Below are 21,560 nucleotides of genomic sequence, written 5' to 3'. Positions count from 1 at the left end.
CTCAAGCCGATGGCGCTTGGAGCTAGACAGCTCCATAAATCTGAAATCTTATACTTTCTTATCTTTTGAAAAAGAAGGTGGATGACATGATCACTGAACGAGTGAAGCAACAGTTTATTGACATTGTTGGTGCAGAAAACTACGACGATTCGAAAGCCGGACGGCTCGTTTATTCATATGATGCAACCCCAAACTTTCAATCGCTTCCTGATGCGGTCATCGCACCGCGCAACACAAAAGAAGTGAGCGACATCGTAAAAATTTGTAACGAAGAGCGCATTCCGATCGTTCCGCGCGGTTCAGGGACGAACCTTTGCGCTGGCACGTGCCCAACAGAAGGTGGCATCGTCCTATTGTTTAAACATATGAATCGCATATTAGAAATCGATGAGGAAAACTTAACGGTTACTGTTCAACCGGGCGTCATTACGCTCGACCTCATTCAAGCGGTCGAAGCGAAAGGGTTATTTTACCCACCGGATCCGAGCTCGATGAAAATTTCGACGATCGGCGGCAACATTAACGAAAACTCCGGCGGTTTGCGCGGCTTAAAATACGGGGTGACGCGCGATTACGTCATGGGGCTTGAAGTTGTGCTCGCTAGCGGCGACATCATCCGCACAGGTGGAAAACTTGCGAAAGACGTCGCCGGCTATGACCTCACCCGTTTATTTGTCGGCTCGGAAGGCACGCTTGGAATCATTACGGAAGCGACGTTAAAGCTCATTCCGATGCCGGAGACGAAGCAAACGATGCTCGCGCTTTATGAAGATTTAGAAGCGGCTGCCCGTTCCGTTTCAACGATTATCGCCAACAAAATCATTCCGACGACGCTTGAATTTTTAGATCAGCCGACGCTGCAAGTCGTCGAATCGTTCGTCAACATCGGCTTGCCGACGGACGTAAAAGCGGTATTGCTTATTGAACAAGACGGTTCAAAAGAAGTCGTCGCCCGCGATATGGAAGCGATGGCGCGCATTTGTCGCGAACAACGCGCCATTTCCGTTCAAGTCGCAAAAACGGAAGAAGAAGCGAACAATTTGCGCACCGCAAGACGTTCTGCCTTATCGGCGCTCGCTCGCTTAAAGCCGACGACCATTTTAGAAGATGCGACCGTCCCGCGCTCGCAAATTGCCAATATGGTGAAAGCGATTAACGATATTGCGCAAAAATATAACGTCACCATTTGCACGTTTGGCCATGCGGGAGATGGAAACCTTCACCCAACATGTCCGACAGATGTGCGCGACAAAGACGAACTGCATCGCGTCGAGCAAGCGTTTGAAGACATATTTGCGAAAGCAATTGAACTTGGCGGCACGATTACAGGCGAACACGGTGTCGGCGTCATGAAAGCGCCGTATTTAGAATGGAAGCTCGGCAAAGAAGGAATCGCGGCTATGAAAGCGATTAAACAAGCGCTCGATCCGAACAACATTATGAATCCGGGGAAAGTGTTCGCAAAAAGCACGCGCAAACGGGTGGTGGTGACGCGATGAAAAATGAACAGATCATGCAACAACAATTTCAAGCGCGCATGAACGAAGACGAACTATTAAACTGTATGCGCTGCGGCTTTTGTTTACCGACATGTCCGACATATATTGAATCCGGCTTTCAAGAGTCGCACTCGCCGCGCGGGCGGATCGCGTTAATGAAAGCGGTCGTCGATGGGCTCATTGAACCGGATGAAGACGTTGAACGTTCGCTTCAACTTTGCCTTGGCTGTCGGGCGTGCGAACCCGTTTGCCCTTCTGGCGTGCGCTACGGTCATTTGCTTGAAGAAGCGCGCGATATTATTGCGCAACATAAAACGTATTCGCCGATCGTTCGTTTCATTCGCCACCTCGTATTTAAACAGCTGTTTCCATATCCGAAGCGCATGCGCATCGCAACGGCGCTCCTCGGCTTTTATCAACGGTCTGGGCTGCAATCTTTCGCGCGAAAACTTGGCTTGTTGCGCCTGTTGCCGAACCATTTAGCGACAATGGAAAAAGTGCTTCCGAACGTGCCGACGTGGAAAGAAATGAACGAACGTCCGACGCACGTTGAAGCGCTTGCCCCACGAAAGCGTCGCGTCGCCTTTTTTAGCGGTTGTTTAATGGATACGATGTTTATGGACATAAACGATCGCACGATGAAACTATTGCAGCTTGCCGGCTGCGACATCGTCATTCCTGAGGCGCAAACGTGTTGTGGGGCGCTCCATGGACATAGCGGTGAAAAAGCGGACGCAAAAACGTTAGCGAAACGAAACATTGAAGCGTTTGAAGCGCTAAACGTCGACTACATCGTCACAAACGCCGGCGGTTGCGGAGCGTTTTTAATCGAATACGACCATTTGTTAAAAGACGATCCCGTTTGGGCGGAGCGCGCGAAAGCGTTCGTTGCCAAAATCAAAGACGTCTCCGTCATTTTAGTAGAGCTCGGCTTTCATCATCGCAGCTTGCGCTTGCCAAACCAAATCGTGACGTATCAAGATTCATGCCATTTGCGCAACGTGATGAAAACAGCGAGTGAGCCGCGCCTTCTTCTTCAGTCGATTGCAGGCGTCGAGTTTCGCGAAATGAAAGATGCCGACCGGTGCTGTGGGTCTGCGGGCATTTATAACATCGTTCATCCGGATATGTCGATGCAAGTGCTCGATTACAAAATGGAACAAGCGAAACAGACGAAAGCGACGACGATCGTTACCGCCAATCCCGGTTGTTTACTACAAATGAAGCTTGGCATTGAACGTGAAGGGCTCGCAAACGTGCGCGCCGTTCATCTCGTCGACTTGCTTTTTGAAGCGGTCGAAGCGACGAAAGAAGCGACTGAGCCGATGAAGCAAACAGGCTAAGGGGCAGCCCTTAGCCGTTTTTCTAATGCCCGTCTTTTTTGTTCGAGCTCGGCTTCACTGCAAGCTTTTCGTTCATATTGCGAATAATCGATATGTAGCCACTCTGGAATCATCTCCGTTCGCACCGGTCTTCTTCTTCGCTCTTTTGTCGTTACATATCCGTTTTTCTTCCAGTTACGCAAAATGCCTTCCGTATATGTCCACGTGTTTACCCCGTTTTGTAAAGCGACTTTCAGCGCATGAAGCACCATTTCCTCTGACGTTTCATTGACCCATAATGCGATTTTTTCTCCAACATAGCCACTTATCGTCCCGAAACCGTTTTGTTCATAAAATTGTATAATATTTTGTAATGTATGATCTGTTGTTATATTTGTTTGTCTGTTCATCGTGCTATGTCCGTCTAGGCAAGTTGACACGTACGACGCGTCATGTTGCACCGTCTTTTGTTCATGTTGCGCGTTCGTGTCATCATTTTGTCGTTTTTCCTCGTCATTCATGACGTTCGCTAGCACATCATAATCAATGCGATACCATTTCGTTTTATCAAGCTTGGAGCGATACCTTGATACGACGATGCCTTTTTTCTCAAGCCGAACGATCGTGCGCCGAATCGTGCTTTCCGACCAAAACGGAAACTGCTTTTGCCACCCTTCGTACGTGTTATATACCCACACATGCCCGTCATACGTATGCGTACTTTTCCCGAGCCAATAATGAAGCTGCTGCAAAAAAATGCTTTCATTCAACCCGAGCCTCACCGCCACCGTCGGCAAAACAAACAACGGATCATCATTGACTAACCATCCCATCCGAATCCCTCCTACCTACATTTATCGCCTCATGTGCGACATTTAGTTAGGCGGGAAGAAAAAGTATGTTAGGCAATTTTTAAAATTTTCGTTTTACTGTTTTCAGAGTAAAGATGATGGACAAAATCACCATCTAGCGTTGCGAAATAATCATAACCGTGATACATCGCGAGCGCATAATGTAATGCGTCGTACACTTCTAATTGAAATAATTTCATTTGAGCGAATGTTAACTGTTGAATATCGCTATTTGTAGTCAAAAACGATACGTGAAAATCATTTCTTAAGGCATTCATAAACTCATTATAGCGATCAATCGCATTGTTATAAAAAATTTGCAACTTATTTCTGTGCGATGGATAACGATTTTTTACAGACTTAATAAGACGGGATACATTCACGACAAAATTGTTATTGTAAAAATGAGGGATTTCTTTTTTCCATATGTCATAAAGAAATGCAGTAGATTCTTCTAGCGGTCCTAACTGAACATCTGGATGGGATTTTAACTTTCGATGCAACTGCTTGTTGTGGTATATTTCGAGCGGAAACAATATTTCTTGAATAAACAACTGATGAATGACTTCTCCAAACACATGACTGCTTATTCCTAATTTAGCGACACCTTCTCCTTGCCATTTTTGTAACATTTCACAAACTTTATCACCGCGTGGATCATCGCTGTTCATGTAAGCCAAAATAAAACAAGCATCAATGTAAATGGACGCTTGTTGAAAGCTTTCATGACGCGCATCTTCAAAAGTCAATACGAAAGACATGTGACGCTACCTTCCTTGTTTATACATATCAACGAGCTTTCTGCCAAAAGGGGAAGGTTTCGCGATCTTCTTTCTTAATTGTGCAAAGTCAACAAAGGACGTATTCGGTTTACTTTGTTTTACTTGAGAAGAAATCGGCGTTTCGATTCGTTGTGACATCTTCATCCCTCCATTCCTTTTCCAATATTATAGCATTCACAAAAATCATTTGTACACATATGCGATCCCCTTAAACAAAAAGAGAATGCGTATGCATTCCCTTTATGCTTCTGGTGTAAATGTGCGCTGGGCGAGTTCGTTGTCAAGCATAAATAGCGAGTTGCTGTCGTTTTCGATGCGCTTAAGTTTTTGGATAAGCGTATCGAACAGCGACTCTTCTTCAACTTGTTCGTCAATAAACCATTTTAAAAAGTTCATCGTCGCATGTTCGCGCTCGTCTAACGCTAAGTCAGATAGTTTATAAATGCGGCGCGTCACTTCTTTTTCATGAGCGAGCGCTTTTTCGAAACAATCGCGAACGGACGTAAATTCGTTGTTTGGCGATGGGAAGCCTGTCATAATCGCTCGTTCGCCAAGCGCGTTAATAAAGTTGTAAAACTTCATCGCATGGAAGCGCTCTTCTTCCGCTTGAACTAAAAAGAAGTTCGCAAAACCGTCCAACCCTTCCGCCGAGCAATATGCTGCCATCGCCATGTACGCATGCGCAGAATAAAATTCAAAATTCATTTGATCGTTCAGTCCGTTTAACAATTTTTCACTTAACATACATCAACACTCCTCTCTTTCTTTATTATAACAAAAAGAGGAGGAACGTGCCTCCCCTTATTCGTTTTGCGCTTTTTTCAACGTTTGAATCGCTTCTTTTTGTTGTTTCGTTTCTTTTCCGGAGAAAAACCAGCCGCCAGCGGCAATCGCTAAAAGAACGATCCAGAAAATCGATTTCCATAATGCTGAATGGGCAAAATGTTCCGAAACGATGGCTAAACTTGGATGCGCAAGCGTATAGACTGCCAACTTCACGCCAACCCAGCCGACGATTAAAAATGCAGCGGATTCTAAGCTTGGGCGTTTATGCAACAATTTCACGAACGCATTTGCCGCAAAACGCATAATAATGACACCAATTAATCCACCGGCGAAGATGACTAAAAACTTTCCGCCATCTAGCCCCCCGATCGTTGGTAAATTCGTATTTGGCAACGTCATCGCTAAAGCGACCGCTGCTAAAATCGAATCGATCGCAAACGCTAAATCAGCAAGTTCCACTTTAAATACTGTCATCCAAAAACCGGACTGCTTTTTCCCTTCTTTATGCGAACCGTCTCTGTTTTTGTTAATAAAATGATGCACGGCGATAAACATTAAATATAACGCACCGAGCGCTTGAATTTGCCAAATGTTCACTAAATAAGAAATGACAAACAGCGCTGCAAAGCGAAGAATAAACGCACCGGCAAGCCCGTAAAAGAGCGCTCGTTTCTGCTGCTTCTCTGGCAAATGCTTTACCATGACCGCCATCACAACGGCGTTATCGGCAGCTAAAATGCCTTCTAAACCGATTAAAACGAGAAGCACCCAACCGTACTCTAACAATAATGATACATCCATGAATGATCCCTCCTGTAATATGTAGTTTTCCCTCGTCCGTCGGCAAAAATCATAAAAACGCAAAAAAGACCTTTGCCAAACGGCAAAGGTCTCGCTAGACACATGTTGTGCCAACAAAGCCGATGGACGACGTCCATGAACTGACGACTTTGTTTTCAGGCAACGCCTGAACGCTACTCCCCTTTGTAAAGGAAAACTATGTTATTTGTAATTTCATTATAAGCGTACGAACTTATTTTGTCAATCCGTTAACTCACTTGTTTTTGCTCACCGTTTGCCTCATTTAATTTACTATGTTTGCGGCCGTACAAGAAGTAAATGACGAGACCGACCGCAAGCCAGCCGCCAAAGCTTAACCACGTCGTCGCTGGAAGCTGAAGCGCTAAATACGTACAAAACGCTACCGCAAGAAGCGGAATGACAGGCACAAACGGCACCATAAAGCTTCGTTTTAAGTTCGGTTCTGTTTTGCGTAAAATTAAAATGCCGATCGCCACAGTCGTAAACGCAAACAACGTTCCGATATTTGTTAAATGCGCTAATTTATTTAACGGAATAACCCCAGCGAAAATGGAAACCGCAATGCCTGTCACCCATGAATTAACAAGCGGTACTTGTTTCCGCTCGCTCACTTTCGCAAACAATGACGGAAGCAAGCCATCGCGGCTAATCGCATAAAAGAGGCGCGTTTGGGCATAAAGCATCACGAGAAGCACCGTCGTAATCCCCGTAATCGCCCCGAGCGAAATAAATCCTGCCACCCAATCTTGCTCAATATAGTTTAACGCAAAAGCAACCGGATTTTTTACACCTAGTTGGTCGTACGGCACAATGCCTGTTAAAATGAGCGAGACGGCAATATAAAGAAGCGTACAAATCGCAAGCGATGCGATAATGCCGATCGGCATGTTGCGCTGCGGATTGCGCACTTCTTCTGCCGCTGTCGATACCGCATCAAACCCTAAGTATGCGAAAAACACCGTCGCTGCCCCTGCCGCCACGCCTGAAAAGCCAAACGGCATAAACGGCGTCCAGTTTTCTGGCTTCACATACCAAACCCCAACAGCAATAAACAATAAAATGACCGCAACTTTAATAAAAACCATCACCGCATTAAAGCGCGCTGATTTTCTCACCCCTTGCGTCAATAAAAACGTAATAAGCAAAACGATGACAATCGCTGGCACATCAATGAACGTACCGTTTGCCGGATCGTAGGCGCTTGTCAATGCCTTTGGCAACTCAATGCCAAATCCAGCGAGCAACCCTTGAAAATAGCCGGACCATCCCGCCGCTACTGCTGACGCTGCCACTCCGTACTCTAAAATTAAATCCCAGCCGAGCATCCATGCGATTAACTCACCAAACGTCGCATAGCTGTACGTATAGGCGCTTCCCGACACCGGCACGCTTGAGGCGAACTCCGCATAACAAAGCGCCGCAAAGACGCACGCCAATCCTGATAAAATAAACGAAAGAACGAGCGCTGGTCCTGCATGCTCAGCTGCAGCCACCCCTGTTAAAACGAAAATGCCTGTTCCAATAATTGCTCCAATTCCGAGCATCGTTAAATCAAAGGCGCCTAATTCTTTTTTGAGCGCTGCCCCTTTTCCCGACTCGCTCATGAGCGCATCAATGGACTTTTTCCGAAACAAACTCATCGTTGTAAACTCCCCTTACTTGTTATGTTCATTTTATACTTTAACGCCCAAAATCGTTAAAGACAATACTTTTTCGCTATTTCGAAATATTTTTATTTTTCCAATAACAGATGGAATGTGACTTTCATCGTCGTTCCGCGCCCTTTTTCGCTTTCCATCGTCCACGTGCCGTCCATCATTTCAATGATGCGAATCGATACCATCGCCCCGAGCCCTGTCCCTTTTTCTTTCGTGCTGAAATACGGTTCCCCATATCGCGCCAACTGCTCTTTCGTCATTCCTTTTCCTTCATCGCGCACAACGATCGTAACCGTTTTTTCAGCGACATATACAGCGACGTACACCGCCCCGTCGCCTTCTATCGCTTCAATTCCATTTTTTATTATATTTAAAAAGCATTGCCGAAAATATTGTCCGTTCCCTTTGATTGTTGCAGGCATAAGTGTTGGGACGATTTTCACCCCATGAATGTTCGCGAACGGACGCAACATGTCGATCACTTTTTGTAGTTCATGATGTACATGAAGCGGTTCTGTTTTTTCTGGGAACGGCTTCGCAAACGTTAAATAATCGTCAATAATGGCACAGGCGCGGTCTAATTCCTCAAGGGCGATATTCATATATTGCTCTTTCGTTTCCTCCGATATGTCTTTTCCTCTCATCAGTTGCATAAATCCTTTAACAACGGTAAGGGGATTGCGAATTTCATGAGAAATGCTTGCGGCAAGCTGGCTAACGACTTCCATTTTCTCCAGCTTGATCGCTTTCGAACGAATGAGCAACGCTTCTCGTAACGTTTCCATCGCAAACACAACAAATAGTACGGCGACAGGAGGGACGAGAATAAAATCAACGATGTACGACTCGGTCACTTCGAAATCGGAAATCGCTATCGCTAATATTGTTGCTGCAATCGCAAGAATAAACGTCATCATCATGGAAGCAATCATCCGTTTTGTTTTCGGCAACTGTTTAAAAAATGGAGAAAACAAACTTCCGAACATAAACATCATGACGTACACAGCGACCGTAATAAACTGATACCCGTACATCACCCATCGCGCAACGAGTAAAATAATAAGCAACGGCAGGCTCACCGTCCATCCGCCGTAAAACGTGCCGATGAGAAACGGAACTTGCCGCAAATCGTGCACGCAATCGGGCGCAATGTAAATCGGATATTTCATACATAAAATAAGCGGCACGCTTAAGCAAACAACAAACAACAAACGTTGATACACTTTTTTGCGCTGGAAAAATCGAACGTAATCGTATAAAAAGTAAAAGAAAAAAATGCTCACTAAAATGTAAAACAAATTGTTTAACACGTGCTGATTAATATATGTCATCTTTCTCAACTCTCCCACATCGTTCATCCTTTTTTCAGTTTCGCGAAAACTTTTTCCGTTGTCAATGCAGCGACATCTTTGAAAAATGATCACGTTTCCATTATGATAAATATGCAAACTACATAGTGGAGATGGTGATGATGAACGATCGGCGTTATTTGCCGCTTTTATTTGTCGTGATGTTTTTAGTCATGGTTGGATTTGGCATTATTATCCCTGTCCTTCCGTTTTTCGCAGAAAACATTGGTGCGACTCCGACACAGCTTGGTTGGTTAATGGCTGTATATTCGTTTATGCAATTTTTATTTGCGCCGATGTGGGGACGGCTGTCCGATCGTTACGGACGCAAACCGTTTTTACTGCTCGGCATTTTCGGTTTGGCACTTTCGTTTTTCTTGTTCGCGTTGGCGACAAAACTTTGGATGTTATTTGCCGCTCGCATCATCGGTGGCTTTTTATCCGCCGCTACAATGCCGACAGCGATGGCATATGTCGCAGACGTCACGACCGAAGAAAACCGCGGGAAAGGAATGGGCATAATCGGTGCGGCGGTCGGGCTTGGCTTTATTTTCGGACCAGCGATCGGCGGCGTGTTTTCAAAGGCGAGCTTAACCGTTCCGTTTTGGATCGCAGGCAGTTTGGCGCTTATCACTGCCATATTCGTTTTCTTTTTCTTACATGAATCGCTTCCGAAAGAAAAGCGATCGAACGGAGAAACGAAACGCCCATCACTCATGGCGGCACTACGAAGCGACGTATCGCGTCTATACGTATTGCAGTTTATCGTCACGTTTTCGCTTGCAGGACTTGAGGCGACGTTTGCTTATTTTGCCGCAAAACGTGCAGGACTTTCATCGACAGAGCTTGGCTACATTTTTATGATTATGGGACTTGCCGGTGCGATCGTCCAAGGGGGATTGCTTGGAAAACTCATTCAGTCGTTCGGTGAAGGAACGGTCATTCGTGGTGGACTATTTATTTCAGCACTCGGCTTTTTTCTTATTTTATTCATCCATCACTTTTGGACAGCCGCCCTGTATTTAACGATTTTCGGTCTCGGCAACGGCGTCATTCGCCCATGCGTATCCGCCTTATTAACGAAACAGACGACCGATGGGCAAGGAAGCGCAACAGGACTGTTATCGTCGTTCGATTCGCTCGGGCGCATCGGCGGACCTGCCATTGCTGGATGGCTGTTTACATTAAAGCCGAGTTTGCCGTATATAACAGGCATCGTGCTTACGTTCGTTTCATTCGCCCTGTTTCAATCGTTTCAACGAACAATGATGCAAAAAGGCTCCGCTTAATCGGAGCCTTAACTAATTCCTTCTTCACTAAACGTTTCTCGTTCACGTGCCGCGATCATCGGTCCATTTAACAAATCCATATCGACAATATAGCGCGGACGTTGTTTCGTTTCTTGATATACTTTTCCGATATACTCTCCAACTAACCCGATCGCAATGAGCTGCAATCCTCCGACAAGCCAAATGGACATCATAAGCGACGTCCAACCTGTTTGTGTATGACCAGTCATTTTTAAAAATAACACATACATCGCAAACAAGATGCTCACAAAAAATGAACAAAAGCCGAGAACGGAAACGAAACGAATCGGCATCATGCTAAATGACGTCAATCCGTCAAACGCAAAGCGAATCATTTTCATGAACGGATATTTCGTCACTCCAGCTTTTCGCTCTTTTCGGTCGTAATATACGGTTGTAGATGGAAATCCAAGAAGCGGCACGACCCCGCGCAAAAACATATTTACTTCGCGAAATTGTGCTAACGCTTCGACGGCGCGCCGACTCATGAGACGGTAATCCGCATGGTTGTAAATGAGTTTCACCCCGATGCGATTCATGACGCGATAAAACGTTTCAGCTGTCCATCGCTTCATATACGAATCGACATCGCGCTTTTTCCTCACCCCATAAACGATGTCATATCCTTCATGAAATTTACGCAAAAACTCACGAACGACATATATATCATCTTGTAAATCAGCATCGAGCGTCACAATGCAATGCGCCATTTGTTTGGCGGCAAACATTCCCGCAAGGAGCGCATGTTGATGCCCTGCATTTCCTGCCAGTTTAATCCCTTTAATTTCTTCGTGTCGCAAACATGCTCTATAAATGATCGACCATGTCCGATCACGGCTTCCATCATCGACAAATACGATTTTACTTTCCGAAGAAATGAGCTGTTCCTCGATGAGCTGTTGTCGCAACGCCCGCAATTGTTCAATCGTCTCTGGCAATATGTCTTCCTCGTTATAACAAGGGACAACGATCGCTAAAATCGTCATGTCGTTTCACTCCTTTCTATTTCGTATAAATAAATCGTCCATGCGGACTCCTCGTGTTCAAACGTTCGCAATAGCTTTAGTTTGTTTTTTTTCGCATTGTCAATCGGCACGGCGGAAAAGACGTATCGCCCACCCATGTCGTATAATACGTTCGTATTGAGCTGCATACGGCGAATGCGTTTGTTTGATTGTTTCGTAAACATATAACGTTTGCCAAGCTCATCGACAAATACGTAACAACGTCCGCCCCATTCATCGAAATATTCCTTCAGCTTTTTATTTTTGTTTAGCTCGCTCGCAATCACTTGCCGAAATTGATGTTTGTACGAAAGCGGATAAAAGTTGTTGTACGTATCTAACGTGTAAAAGCCGTTATATTGAGCGATCGCTGGGTGAATGCCGATGCTGACGACCCGATACGTATGAACAGGCTTTTTTATATATTGTTTGATGTCTTGAAATTGCTTTTCGGCATAAAACGCGCGAAACGTTGGCTTGTCGCGATAGACGATTTGTTCATGAAACAACAGCGCCACAACAAGCTGCGCAAAAAGCGCAAACGAAACGATGCGCCCATCCCATGCGCGCCAAATGATGCGAAGCGACAATGCAAACAGCACGTAAATGACCATCGGACGTAAAAAATGATAGCGCGCAAAATTAAACCGGTCTAAAAACGGAAATGCCTCCGTCGCAGGAATCCATCCCTTGTAAAACCAAAACGCATACCAAAGCGATAGCGCAAAATTCAGCACATGAAGTTGCCAAAATAGCCGTTCGTTTCGCCACCATTTTTTTCTCCATACGATATATAATGCGATGAACGTGATCGGTAAAATAATGAGCGTATGAATTGTCATCACATGCGTATGACCGAGTATGTAGTTTTTGAATGTTAATCGCAGCGAGCGCCATAACGACAGACGGGCATGAAAATATTCATCTCGACTTGTCGGTTCTGTCGAAAATAAAAACGAATGAACGAGCCGATATTCCACTGCCAAATAAAGAGCAGTCATATATACGAGCGCCAACAATAACGAGATGTTCGGGCGACGGCGCCACGCATCAACGATCCAAAACAAAAACATTGCGCTTAAAAAAAAGAAAAAGCCAAGCACAAAGCTAGAATAGAGCGGCAACAAAGTAAGGACGACATAGTTTTTCAACGAGCGATCACCAGCGCGAATGTTCAGTAGCGCCCAGAGCGCTAGCGGCATGCCGAGCGTGCTAAGCATCCCCGATGGCCAAAACGGTGTCAAGGCAAACGCAAGCGCCACGCCGACACGAATCCACTCCGCTGTTTTTTCTTTTTCCTTAATCACGTGCGTTTTCAACAATGCATACATGCCGATAAATGCAAAGACGCGCGTCATCAACTGGCTCAATCCGTATGCATAGACGGGCGGAAAAAGGGCGTGAAGCCAGACGATGCCGCTAAATTCCGTTCCGTATGCGTTGCGCGGCAACCCGTTTATCACTTGCGGAATCGTCGCATGAACGGAGCCGAACAGCTCACCGCTTCGTACGAGCACGCGATACCAAGCGATGTTTGAATCTAAATTGTCGTGTACGCGCATATGCGCATCTTCCCCGAGCACGAAATACGGCAATGCATGTAAACAAACGATGATGAATCCAAATGCAAACAATCTCATACCCCCCCTCCATTCCCCATTATTTTTTAACAACAAATGAAAAATATGCATAAAAAAAGCCTAAGCTATACAAGCTCAGGCCAAAGTTGTTTGCAAAATTTGCGAATGAGACGGGGAACGAGATGGTCGCGCCGATAAACGAGCGTATGAACGAGCTGCTTTCTTTCTTCTTCCGTAATGTCCCAATCTTCTGGCATATGTTTCATCATTTCTTCTATTAAAAGCGTCGGCATCGTTTGAATGATGGCGATTGCTTGTTCGAACTGTTCTACCGTCGTAAACGACGCCATCATGCGATGTGTTTTGCTGTCTATAATCGTTTGCGGCAACTGTTTTAATTGTTCAACCGTCCACGCCGAACAACCACATATGTCGGCATGATCGATGATCCATAACGTTTGCCTTTCCTCTCGTTGCTCGATGATAACATTTTTTCTCGTCCGATCGCGATTGTACAACCAATAGTCGAAAACGATGACGCTCGCCAATTGCCATCCATTTTCAACATGTTCGATCGTCGTTTCGTGGGCGTTTTTCCCTTCGATATACGCGCTCGCAAATTGCGTTTTTGTTTTTATAACGGTCGTATCGTCTGGAATAGGCAAAAGCGTATGAGGCAAAGAAACGAGACGGGCGTGTGGGATTGGAAGGTTCATATATTTTGCGATTTGATAAGCGAGCCATTCGTTTATGAGCGCCTTCGGTTTTTTCGCATCATAACATTTCACGACATACCGTTTGCCATCGTCAAAAGTGACAAGATGGGAATTATGTTTATGTTGCGCAAATGTCCGTTCATACTTCATGTATATCCCTCACGATGTTGTGTAATAAGTCGACATACGTTTGGGCGCAACGTTCGATCGTAAATCGGTTGAGCACATGCGCTCGCCCAGCTTCGCTCATATGAGCATATTGTTGTTTGTCGTCTAACACTTCAGCGATCGCACGAACCGCACCGCGCGTATGATGCTCGCGAAATAAATATCCTGTTTTTCCGTGAACGATAATTTCCGGCATTGCCGATACGCGCGGGGCAACGACAGGCACGCCGCACGCCATCGCTTCAATAAATGTATTTCCGAACGATTCGACTTTCGTCGTCGCTAATAAACAGCCGCCCGATTGACGAATTTTCGCATACATATTCGGCATTTGTTGATACGGCACAACGGGAAACCATTTCACAAATGGTGTCAGCTGTTTTTCCTTCCATTCCGTTTCAAACGCTTCTTTATCTACACTATGTTGTCCGCCAATGATCCAACATTCCACATCATCGCGCTCTTTTTGCAACAACGAGGCGATTCGTAAAAACGCACGCCAATTTTTACGCCCATCTAACCGTCCGACGTACGCAACAATTTTTTTATCCGGGACATCATCGCACTCCATCGGGCGAAAAAAAGAAGCATCTAAGCCGTTATAAATGACCGTAATCGGTGCTCGTTCGTCGCTCAAAACGGAAAGAAGACGTTTTTGATAAAAAGACGGAACGATAAATTGACGCAGTGTCACTTTTTCAATCCCTTGTAAATTTCGCTTCAATTTTAACAATTCTGGTGTGCGCGCCTCGACAATAATCGGTCCACGATACCCGACATCGCTTAACCAATCGTACGCTTGGCTCGTATCGACGACGATAATCGCATCATATCGTTTTTGTAACAGATCGTATATGTCATTTTTCTTTTTCATGACGTAAACGTTTGCGACGTCTTCCATCATATGCATGCCACCAAGGTCTTTTGTATATAAAAAGTCCATCGCGATCCCATGTTTTTTAAAATAGATCGCCCGATTGCGCCAGCCCGCATTCACCCCACCAACCGTCAACAACCGCCAAATGACTAAAATGTTCACACCTCAGCCCCCTTCATCGCATGCTCTTTTATTACTGTATGTTGCGAAGGGAGGAAAGTTTATAAAAAAATAGCCATCGACAATAAGATGACTACTTTTTCATCACGATTCCATATACGCTCGGGTGAAAATGAACGAGCTCGACATGTGCAAATGCCGCTTTTGCCTCGTCCATCAGCTGTTGCGAAGGAATGCGTTCATGAGTCGGTGGGCCCATGTCGCTTTCAACCGCTTCCCACTCAATCAATAGAAACGCACCGTTCGGTTTCATGATGCGAGCAATTTCCGCAAACACCGCTTCCCGATCGGCCACTTCATGAAGAACAAACGCCATCAGCCCTTGATCAACCGATTGCGATGGAATCGTTGTTGCGGTCACATCGCTTAGGATGTAAGCAATGTTTTCTACCCCTTCTTTTTCTGCATGTTGCTGTAGGGAAGCGAGCATTTCTTGTTGTACATCAACCGCATATACCGTTTTTGCCACTTTCGCTATCGGGACAGTAAAATAGCCATTCCCTGCCCCTAAATCCGCCACGACATCCCGTTCGCTGATGTGCAATAACGAAACGACTTCCTCTGGAGCAATGAGTTCTCTCCTTTTCGGATTCAACAACTTCTCTGCTTTCGAATGATGAAATCGATTCCCTGCCATGAATCATCCGTCCTTTTCTTTTTTATACCCACATCCGTATTTTACTCTTTTTTTCGATGTTTGTCATCTGAACAACAAGTCAAAACAAAAGGAGCTTCATTTATTGAATGAAAAATAAGCTCCTTTACGACACAGTATTTTGTTTTGACTCATAATTATTCTTGATTCGCTCAACCCAATACGCTTCATCGTAATGGTAAACGTAATCCGGATCCTCTACTATTCGTTCTAACAATCCTGAATTCAACAAAATAATCGACGCACGGTCGCCGAAATGTTGTTTTAATCTGTTCTGAATTTCTAAAATAAATTCAAGATCAAGTTCATCAAGAGGATATTTTAAAAGTTTCAATGATATGCACCTCCTTATGAAGTACGTATGCCAAAGCTTCCTCAGTATGCAAAGAAAGTTGATTTACAATGTTTCCTCTCGGGAGTATGTGTCGCTTAAACTCTAATAATGATATTTCATTTCTTTCCACTTTGTTCATCAGAGGAACAATTTTCCCATCAGCCAAAGGACCACATACAAAATCATGTGAATGATACATCGCATTTTTTCTACCGTATTTACGGCAATTATAAATAAACTCACTCCATTTGTCATCAGGTCTTTCAAAAATTAATCCGCTTTTAACATATCGACTTAATGCTTCAACATCTAACCACAATTGCACAATCGCAGGCTTTGGCTCAGAAATGCTATTTAGATGATCCCTATACTTTTTCATTGCCCATTCCTTCGCCTGATCATAACTGCTTGTAACATAAAAACCTTGACCAAAATCAGTAAAGTATCTCCCCTTCTTTATATCTATATTCTCCAAAATACTATAAGCGTACACATCAATTGTTCCATGAAAACTTTTCTTAAAACAATTTAACAACCCTCTCTCCCCTTCAATGTATGATAACATGTTGCAATATTCGACAAAATAAAAAAAATTCCTTTTTATTCATTGCTTTCATGAATCGACATGAATTTTCAATTCTATACTCATATTTTCATTTCTTACTCTCTACTTGCCACAATTTATAATAAAAAGAAAAAGAAGTCAGCGTGTTAGTCGCTGACTTTTTTGTTTTATTCCTTATAGGTACGATACAAACACAACGTTTAGCGATTGCCATCATTTCTTCGTCTTCTGTGTTTCAATTCCTCATAGGTATGATACAAACGAGGACATGCGATGCTTGTGGAAGCGAGGTTCACATCAGTTTCAATTCCTCATAGGTACGATACAAACCCCAAAAAGTGTTGATGGATCATCACATGGAAAAGCTATACAGTAACATTATACCCATATTCGAAAATTCAGTCAATAGTCTATATTCCTTGCTACATATGTAAAAATCCCCAAAAACAACTTGTCGTCGATCCCCCGAGTTTTTTGCAAGATTGGAGGTCGACGACAGTTGTGAAATGATGAACAAAACCATAAATATGCTGTTTTTATCTGTGAATCGGAAGACGAATGACAAACGTCGTTCCTTGTTCCGAGCTGTCGTGAAGCGCAATCGTTCCGCCATGGTTTTCAATAATTCGTTTGACGATCGTTAATCCTAATCCTGTCCCTGACGACTTCGTTGTGATACTTGAAACGAAAAAACATGGCGCAATGACGCCATGTTTTTATCGGAACATCATATCGTCTTTTCGGGCGACGCCTGTTTTGTATGCAGCTTTCATGACAGCTTCGCGCACGCGTTCAGCCACTTTGTTGTTAAAGACGCTTGGGATAATGTATGTTTCGCTTAATTCTTCGTCGGTGACGACAGAGGCGATCGCTTCGGCTGCTGCTAGCTTCATTTCTTCGTTAATTTCGATGGCGCGGCAATCTAACGCCCCACGGAAAATGCCTGGGAAGCAAAGGACGTTATTAATTTGGTTCGGATAGTCTGAACGCCCTGTCGCCATGACGCGAACGTACGGTTCGGCAAGCTCTGGATCAATTTCTGGAACAGGGTTTGCCATCGCAAAAACGATCGGGTCTTTCGCCATTTTTTTCACATCTTCGACCTTCAAAATGCCCGGTGCGGATACGCCAATAAATACGTCCGCCCCAACGATGACGTCGGAAAGAGAGCCTGTCATATTTTCTGGATTCGTTAATTGCGCATATTCGTTCCAATACGGATTGTCGTATTGTACACCGCGATGAATCGCCCCTTGACGATCGACACCGATAATGTTTTTCACACCAGCCGCAAGCAATATTTTCGTGCAGGCGATTCCTGCAGCACCAATGCCTGTTAATACGACTTTAATGTCTTCAATTTTTTTATCTACAATTTTTAACGCATTTAACAACCCTGCAAGTAAGACGACCGCTGTTCCATGTTGGTCATCGTGGAAGACAGGAATGTCGAGCTCTTGTTTTAATCGTTCTTCAATTTCAAAACAACGTGGTGCGGCGATATCTTCTAAATTAATGCCGCCAAACGCTGGGGCGATCGCTTTGACGATTTGCACAATTTCTTCCGTATCTTTCGTATCTAAACAAATCGGAAACGCATCGACGCCCGCAAGCTGTTTAAATAACATCGCCTTCCCTTCCATGACCGGCATCGCGGCATACGGTCCAATATCTCCGAGTCCTAATACGGCCGTTCCGTCGGAAATGACCGCCACTGTATTTCGTTTAATCGTTAACGAATACGCCTTCGTCGGATCTTCCGCAATTGCCGTGCATATGCGCGCCACACCCGGCGTGTACACGCGCGCTAAATCATCGCGCGTTTTAATCGGAATTTTCGATTTCACTTCAATTTTTCCGCCGATATGCATTAAAAACGTGCGGTCAGAAACGTGAATGACTTTGACACCTGTCGTTTTTCGCAACGTATCGACAACTACGTCCGCATGTTTGGAGTCAAGAACGCTGACGGTAATATCTCGCACCGTATGTGTTTTGCTTGAAGAAATGACGTCGATACCGACAATATCCCCGCCAGCTTGTCCGATCGCTGTCGCAATGTCGCTAAAAGCGACAACGTTTTTCGCAAATTGTAGTCGAATAGTAATGTGCATGTTTGCTCCGCTTGACATCGTATGTACCTTCCTTTTCTTTGTCGATTCGTGTTATTTTCCTGCAATGCCTGGACTTGTCATCGCATACGGGTCTAAAATAGCACGTAGCTCTGTTTCATTCAATAAATTTTGCTCGAGGCATAATTCACGCACCGATTTTCCGGTACGAAGCGCTTCTTTTGCGATGCGTGATGCCGCTTCATAGCCGATGTACGGATTGACTGCTGTAATGACGCCGATGCTGTTTTCGACATGTTGTTTTAATCTTTCTTCATTCGCTTCAATGCCAGCTAAGCAGTAGTCGGTAAACACGCGAAACACGTTGTCCATCATATGAAGCGACTGAAGCAAATTAAACACAAGCACAGGTTCCATGACGTTTAACTCGAGCTGCCCTGCTTCCGATGCTAAACAAATCGTTTGGTCGTTGCCGATCACTTGAAACGCCACTTGATTTACGACTTCCGCCATGACCGGATTCACTTTTCCCGGCATAATGGACGATCCCGGTTGACGAGCAGGCAATGTAATTTCCCCAAGCCCTGCGCGCGGACCAGACGCCATGAGACGAAGATCGTTAGCGATTTTCGACATGTTGATCATACATATTTTTAAGGCAGCCGACACTTCTGTATACACATCTGTATTTTGTGTCGCATCAACGAGATGTTCTGCGCGCACAAGCGGCAAGTCGGTCAAACGAACGAGATGAAAAATGACGCGCTCAATATAGACCGGATCGGCATTTAATCCTGTACCTACCGCCGTTGCGCCGATATTCACTTCGTATACATGTTGGCGCGACTGCGCAATGCGCTCCATATCGCGCTTCACGACGCGGCGGTATGCTTCAAATTCTTGCCCGAGCCGAATTGGAACGGCATCTTGTAAATGCGTCCGTCCCATTTTAATGACGTGATCAAACTGTTTTGCTTTATCAGCGAACGTATCGTGCATATGCTCCATCGTTTGAAGCAATTGGTTCACCATGTTTAACACCGCGATATGAATGGCCGTCGGAAACACGTCGTTTGTCGATTGTGACATGTTGACGTGCGTATTTGGACTAATGATATGGTAACTTCCTTTTTTCTCCCCTAACCATTCAAGTGCGCGATTCGCGATCACTTCGTTCGTATTCATATTGATCGACGTTCCTGCGCCGCCTTGAATCGGGTCGACGATAAACTGATCGTGCCATTGTCCTGCGATCACTTCTTCTGCCGCTTTGACAATCGCTTGACCGATGCGCGCATCGAGTTGACCCGTTTCCATGTTCGCAAGCGCGGCCGCTTTTTTGACGATCGCCATCGCCTGAATAAGTTCGCGATGCAATCGATACCCTGTAATCGGGAAGTTTTCTGCCGCGCGCATCGTTTGAATGCCGTAATATGCGTCGTATGGAATTTCTTTTTCGCCAAGCAAATCTCGTTCGATTCGTACGGCTTTCGTTTGCATCATTTACGCATCCCAACTTTCTTCTTGTTTTTGTGTCATGTCATTTGCGATTGGCGTTTCCATCAAGTTTTTTATGTCAAGCAAATTCGTCGTTTTTCCTAGCGCCCACATGAGCTTCGGCACGATCGCTTCCGTATTCATATCGCCTGATAAAATGACCGTATTTTGCGCCACTTTTCGCCCGACTTCGTATAACGTTAAGTCTTCCCCTTCTTCTAAACATTGCGTCGTAATAACGACGGCCATGCCATCGTCGATCAGTTCTTTTATTTTCGGCAACAAATTCCGCCCTTGAAACGGCACGCCGCCGCTTCCGAAGCTTTCGATAATGACGCCGCGATATAAATGGCGAATGTAATCAAATATTTCTGGCTTTGTGCCCGGATGAAGCTTCAACAAAAACACATCCGGACAAAGCGACGCATCAAACTGCAGTTTTCCGCTCGGCTTCGGAAACTCATATTGATAATCAATCGTTTCTCCATGAATGTAGGCGACGTACGGATGGTTAATGCTTTCAAACGCGTCGTAACTTTTCGTCCGCATTTTTACCGCTCTCGTTCCTAAAATGACGCGCCCATCGAAGACGACAAATACCCCGCCGACGTCTTCGCACGCAAAACGAAGCGCATCGCGTATATTTTTTTTCGCATCTGTTTTCGGAAAACCGATCGGCACTTGTGAACCGGTCAACACGATCGGTTTGTGGCTGTTTTGGATCATATATGATAACGCGGCTGCCGTATAAGCCATCGTATCCGTTCCGTGTGTGACGACGAAACCGTCATATTGATCGTAATGTGTATAAATCGCCTCAGCAATATCGCGCCAATGTTCTGGCTGCATGTTTGTGCTGTCGATGTTCATTAAAATTTGGCTATGTAGCCGATACGGCTGATTGTCGATCGTAATGTAGCTTGTTAATTCTTTTGCGGTTAGTTTCGGTGTCAATCCTTCTTCACTTGGCACCGAAGCAATTGTGCCGCCTGTCGCAAGCAACAAAATTTTTTTCATCATCGTCACCTCAAATATGGCGATTTTAAGTCATCTATTGTATTCTTTGTGTCATGTAGTGTAAACTATGAATACATTCGTTCGCGATTCGCGTACATTCATTTCAATTATATTTAGGAAAAAAGAAAATAACAAGTGTTTTTATTCATTTCGCGAACAGCAATAAGGGGGAGAAACATGATGATTTCAAAACGACTATCGGAATTAAGAAAGAGAAAGCAATGGTCGCTGCAATATATTGCCGACCAGCTAAATATTGCTAAAAGCACGTACGCAGGCTATGAGTCCGGTTATCGCCAGCCGTCGCTCGAAGCGGTCAAGGAGCTGGCAACGTTGTTTGGCACAACAACAGACTACTTACTCGGGACAACAGACGAGGAACAACCGTCGATCGAGCTCACTCTCCCGACGGTTCGACTGACAGTAGACGGTGAAGCCGTGACGGAAGACGAAATCATTCAACTCATCGCCTTCATCCGCGCAAAACGCGACATCGAAAATAAAAAATAGGCGCCA

21 protein-coding genes and 1 pseudogene are annotated in these 21,560 nt (G+C 44.9%); 4 read left to right on the top strand and 18 right to left on the bottom strand.

Annotated features, from left to right (window positions below; genetic code table 11):
- Positions 1 to 86: 86 nt before the first annotated feature.
- Positions 87 to 1,499: a glycolate oxidase subunit GlcD gene (glcD, locus tag JV16_RS10960; RefSeq protein WP_021094300.1), complete on the top strand. Its 1,413-nt coding sequence runs from the start codon at positions 87 to 89 to the stop codon at positions 1,497 to 1,499.
- The gene (locus JV16_RS10955; RefSeq protein ID WP_021094301.1) at positions 1,496 to 2,842 is read left to right on the top strand and encodes a (Fe-S)-binding protein; all 1,347 of its coding nucleotides are present in this window, start codon (positions 1,496 to 1,498) and stop codon (positions 2,840 to 2,842) included. Before glcD ends, JV16_RS10955 begins: the two co-directional genes overlap by 4 nt.
- On the opposite strand, the gene JV16_RS10950 is transcribed toward JV16_RS10955, so the two are convergent.
- The 7 genes from JV16_RS10950 to JV16_RS10925 form a co-directional block, all read right to left on the bottom strand.
- On the bottom strand, positions 2,839 to 3,654 hold the full coding sequence (locus JV16_RS10950; protein ID WP_021094302.1) for a DnaD domain-containing protein: 816 nt from the start codon (positions 3,652 to 3,654) through the stop codon (positions 2,839 to 2,841). The two genes, JV16_RS10955 and JV16_RS10950, sit on opposite strands and share 4 nt — an antisense overlap.
- Positions 3,655 to 3,722: 68 nt before the next feature.
- Positions 3,723 to 4,433: a hypothetical protein gene (locus JV16_RS15315; protein WP_021094303.1), complete on the bottom strand. Its 711-nt coding sequence runs from the start codon at positions 4,431 to 4,433 to the stop codon at positions 3,723 to 3,725.
- A 6-nt stretch (positions 4,434 to 4,439) separates the two neighbouring features.
- Entirely contained in the window at positions 4,440 to 4,592 is a 153-nt protein-coding gene (locus tag JV16_RS15715) for a hypothetical protein (RefSeq protein ID WP_021094304.1), read from the bottom strand.
- Positions 4,593 to 4,694: 102 nt separating this feature from the next.
- Positions 4,695 to 5,198, bottom strand: a complete 504-nt coding sequence (locus JV16_RS10940) for a ferritin (protein ID WP_021094305.1) — start codon at positions 5,196 to 5,198, stop codon at positions 4,695 to 4,697.
- Between the two features lie 57 nt (positions 5,199 to 5,255).
- Entirely contained in the window at positions 5,256 to 6,041 is a 786-nt protein-coding gene (locus tag JV16_RS10935; protein WP_021094306.1) for a TerC family protein, read from the bottom strand.
- A 248-nt stretch (positions 6,042 to 6,289) separates the two neighbouring features.
- Positions 6,290 to 7,702 (bottom strand): branched-chain amino acid transporter BcaP, encoded by a 1,413-nt coding sequence (locus JV16_RS10930; RefSeq protein WP_021094307.1) that lies wholly within the window; start codon positions 7,700 to 7,702, stop codon positions 6,290 to 6,292.
- A gap of 92 nt (positions 7,703 to 7,794) precedes the next feature.
- Complete coding sequence (locus JV16_RS10925; RefSeq protein WP_035063019.1) at positions 7,795 to 9,051, bottom strand: sensor histidine kinase; 1,257 nt, start codon at positions 9,049 to 9,051, stop codon at positions 7,795 to 7,797.
- A gap of 140 nt (positions 9,052 to 9,191) precedes the next feature.
- On the opposite strand from JV16_RS10925, the gene JV16_RS10920 reads away from it, so the two are divergent.
- The gene (locus tag JV16_RS10920; RefSeq protein WP_178378759.1) at positions 9,192 to 10,358 is read left to right on the top strand and encodes an MFS transporter; all 1,167 of its coding nucleotides are present in this window, start codon (positions 9,192 to 9,194) and stop codon (positions 10,356 to 10,358) included.
- Between the two features lie 8 nt (positions 10,359 to 10,366).
- On the opposite strand, the gene JV16_RS10915 is transcribed toward JV16_RS10920, so the two are convergent.
- The 11 genes and pseudogenes from JV16_RS10915 to JV16_RS10870 form a co-directional block, all read right to left on the bottom strand.
- A complete protein-coding gene (locus JV16_RS10915; RefSeq protein ID WP_021094310.1) occupies positions 10,367 to 11,365 on the bottom strand; it encodes a glycosyltransferase family 2 protein in 999 nt (332 codons plus the stop codon).
- Positions 11,362 to 13,074: a DUF6044 family protein gene (locus JV16_RS10910; RefSeq protein ID WP_084220351.1), complete on the bottom strand. Its 1,713-nt coding sequence runs from the start codon at positions 13,072 to 13,074 to the stop codon at positions 11,362 to 11,364. Before JV16_RS10910 ends, JV16_RS10915 begins: the two co-directional genes overlap by 4 nt.
- A gap of 14 nt (positions 13,075 to 13,088) precedes the next feature.
- Entirely contained in the window at positions 13,089 to 13,829 is a 741-nt protein-coding gene (locus JV16_RS10905) for a HipA family kinase (RefSeq protein ID WP_021094312.1), read from the bottom strand.
- Complete coding sequence (locus JV16_RS10900; RefSeq protein WP_042535840.1) at positions 13,819 to 14,886, bottom strand: glycosyltransferase family 4 protein; 1,068 nt, start codon at positions 14,884 to 14,886, stop codon at positions 13,819 to 13,821. Before JV16_RS10900 ends, JV16_RS10905 begins: the two co-directional genes overlap by 11 nt.
- Positions 14,887 to 14,977: 91 nt before the next feature.
- Positions 14,978 to 15,541: a class I SAM-dependent methyltransferase gene (locus tag JV16_RS10895; protein WP_042535838.1), complete on the bottom strand. Its 564-nt coding sequence runs from the start codon at positions 15,539 to 15,541 to the stop codon at positions 14,978 to 14,980.
- A gap of 124 nt (positions 15,542 to 15,665) precedes the next feature.
- A complete protein-coding gene (locus tag JV16_RS10890; protein WP_042535836.1) occupies positions 15,666 to 15,893 on the bottom strand; it encodes a hypothetical protein in 228 nt (75 codons plus the stop codon).
- Complete coding sequence (locus JV16_RS10885) at positions 15,868 to 16,428, bottom strand: DUF3990 domain-containing protein (RefSeq protein WP_035063010.1); 561 nt, start codon at positions 16,426 to 16,428, stop codon at positions 15,868 to 15,870. The genes JV16_RS10890 and JV16_RS10885 overlap by 26 nt, the downstream gene beginning before the upstream one ends.
- A 566-nt stretch (positions 16,429 to 16,994) precedes the next feature.
- A pseudogene (locus tag JV16_RS15310) lies at positions 16,995 to 17,147 on the bottom strand (ATP-binding protein); the annotation flags it as partial.
- A gap of 27 nt (positions 17,148 to 17,174) precedes the next feature.
- A complete protein-coding gene (locus JV16_RS10880; protein ID WP_035063011.1) occupies positions 17,175 to 18,590 on the bottom strand; it encodes an NAD-dependent malic enzyme in 1,416 nt (471 codons plus the stop codon).
- Positions 18,591 to 18,623: 33 nt separating this feature from the next.
- Positions 18,624 to 20,033, bottom strand: coding sequence for an aspartate ammonia-lyase (gene aspA / locus JV16_RS10875; RefSeq protein WP_021094318.1), 1,410 nt, complete (start codon positions 20,031 to 20,033; stop codon positions 18,624 to 18,626).
- A complete protein-coding gene (locus JV16_RS10870; protein WP_035063012.1) occupies positions 20,034 to 21,044 on the bottom strand; it encodes an asparaginase in 1,011 nt (336 codons plus the stop codon).
- 180 nt (positions 21,045 to 21,224) lie between these two features.
- Between JV16_RS10870 and JV16_RS10865 the strand changes: the two genes are divergently transcribed.
- Entirely contained in the window at positions 21,225 to 21,554 is a 330-nt protein-coding gene (locus tag JV16_RS10865) for a helix-turn-helix domain-containing protein (protein WP_035063022.1), read from the top strand.
- The last annotated feature ends 6 nt before the right edge of the window (positions 21,555 to 21,560 follow it).

Origin of the sequence: Anoxybacillus ayderensis, assembly GCF_000833605.1 — a bacterium.
Classification (GTDB): domain Bacteria; phylum Bacillota; class Bacilli; order Bacillales; family Anoxybacillaceae; genus Anoxybacillus; species Anoxybacillus ayderensis.
Note: the sequence above shows the minus strand (reverse complement) of the source record. Positions and strands in the feature narration are given on the sequence as shown.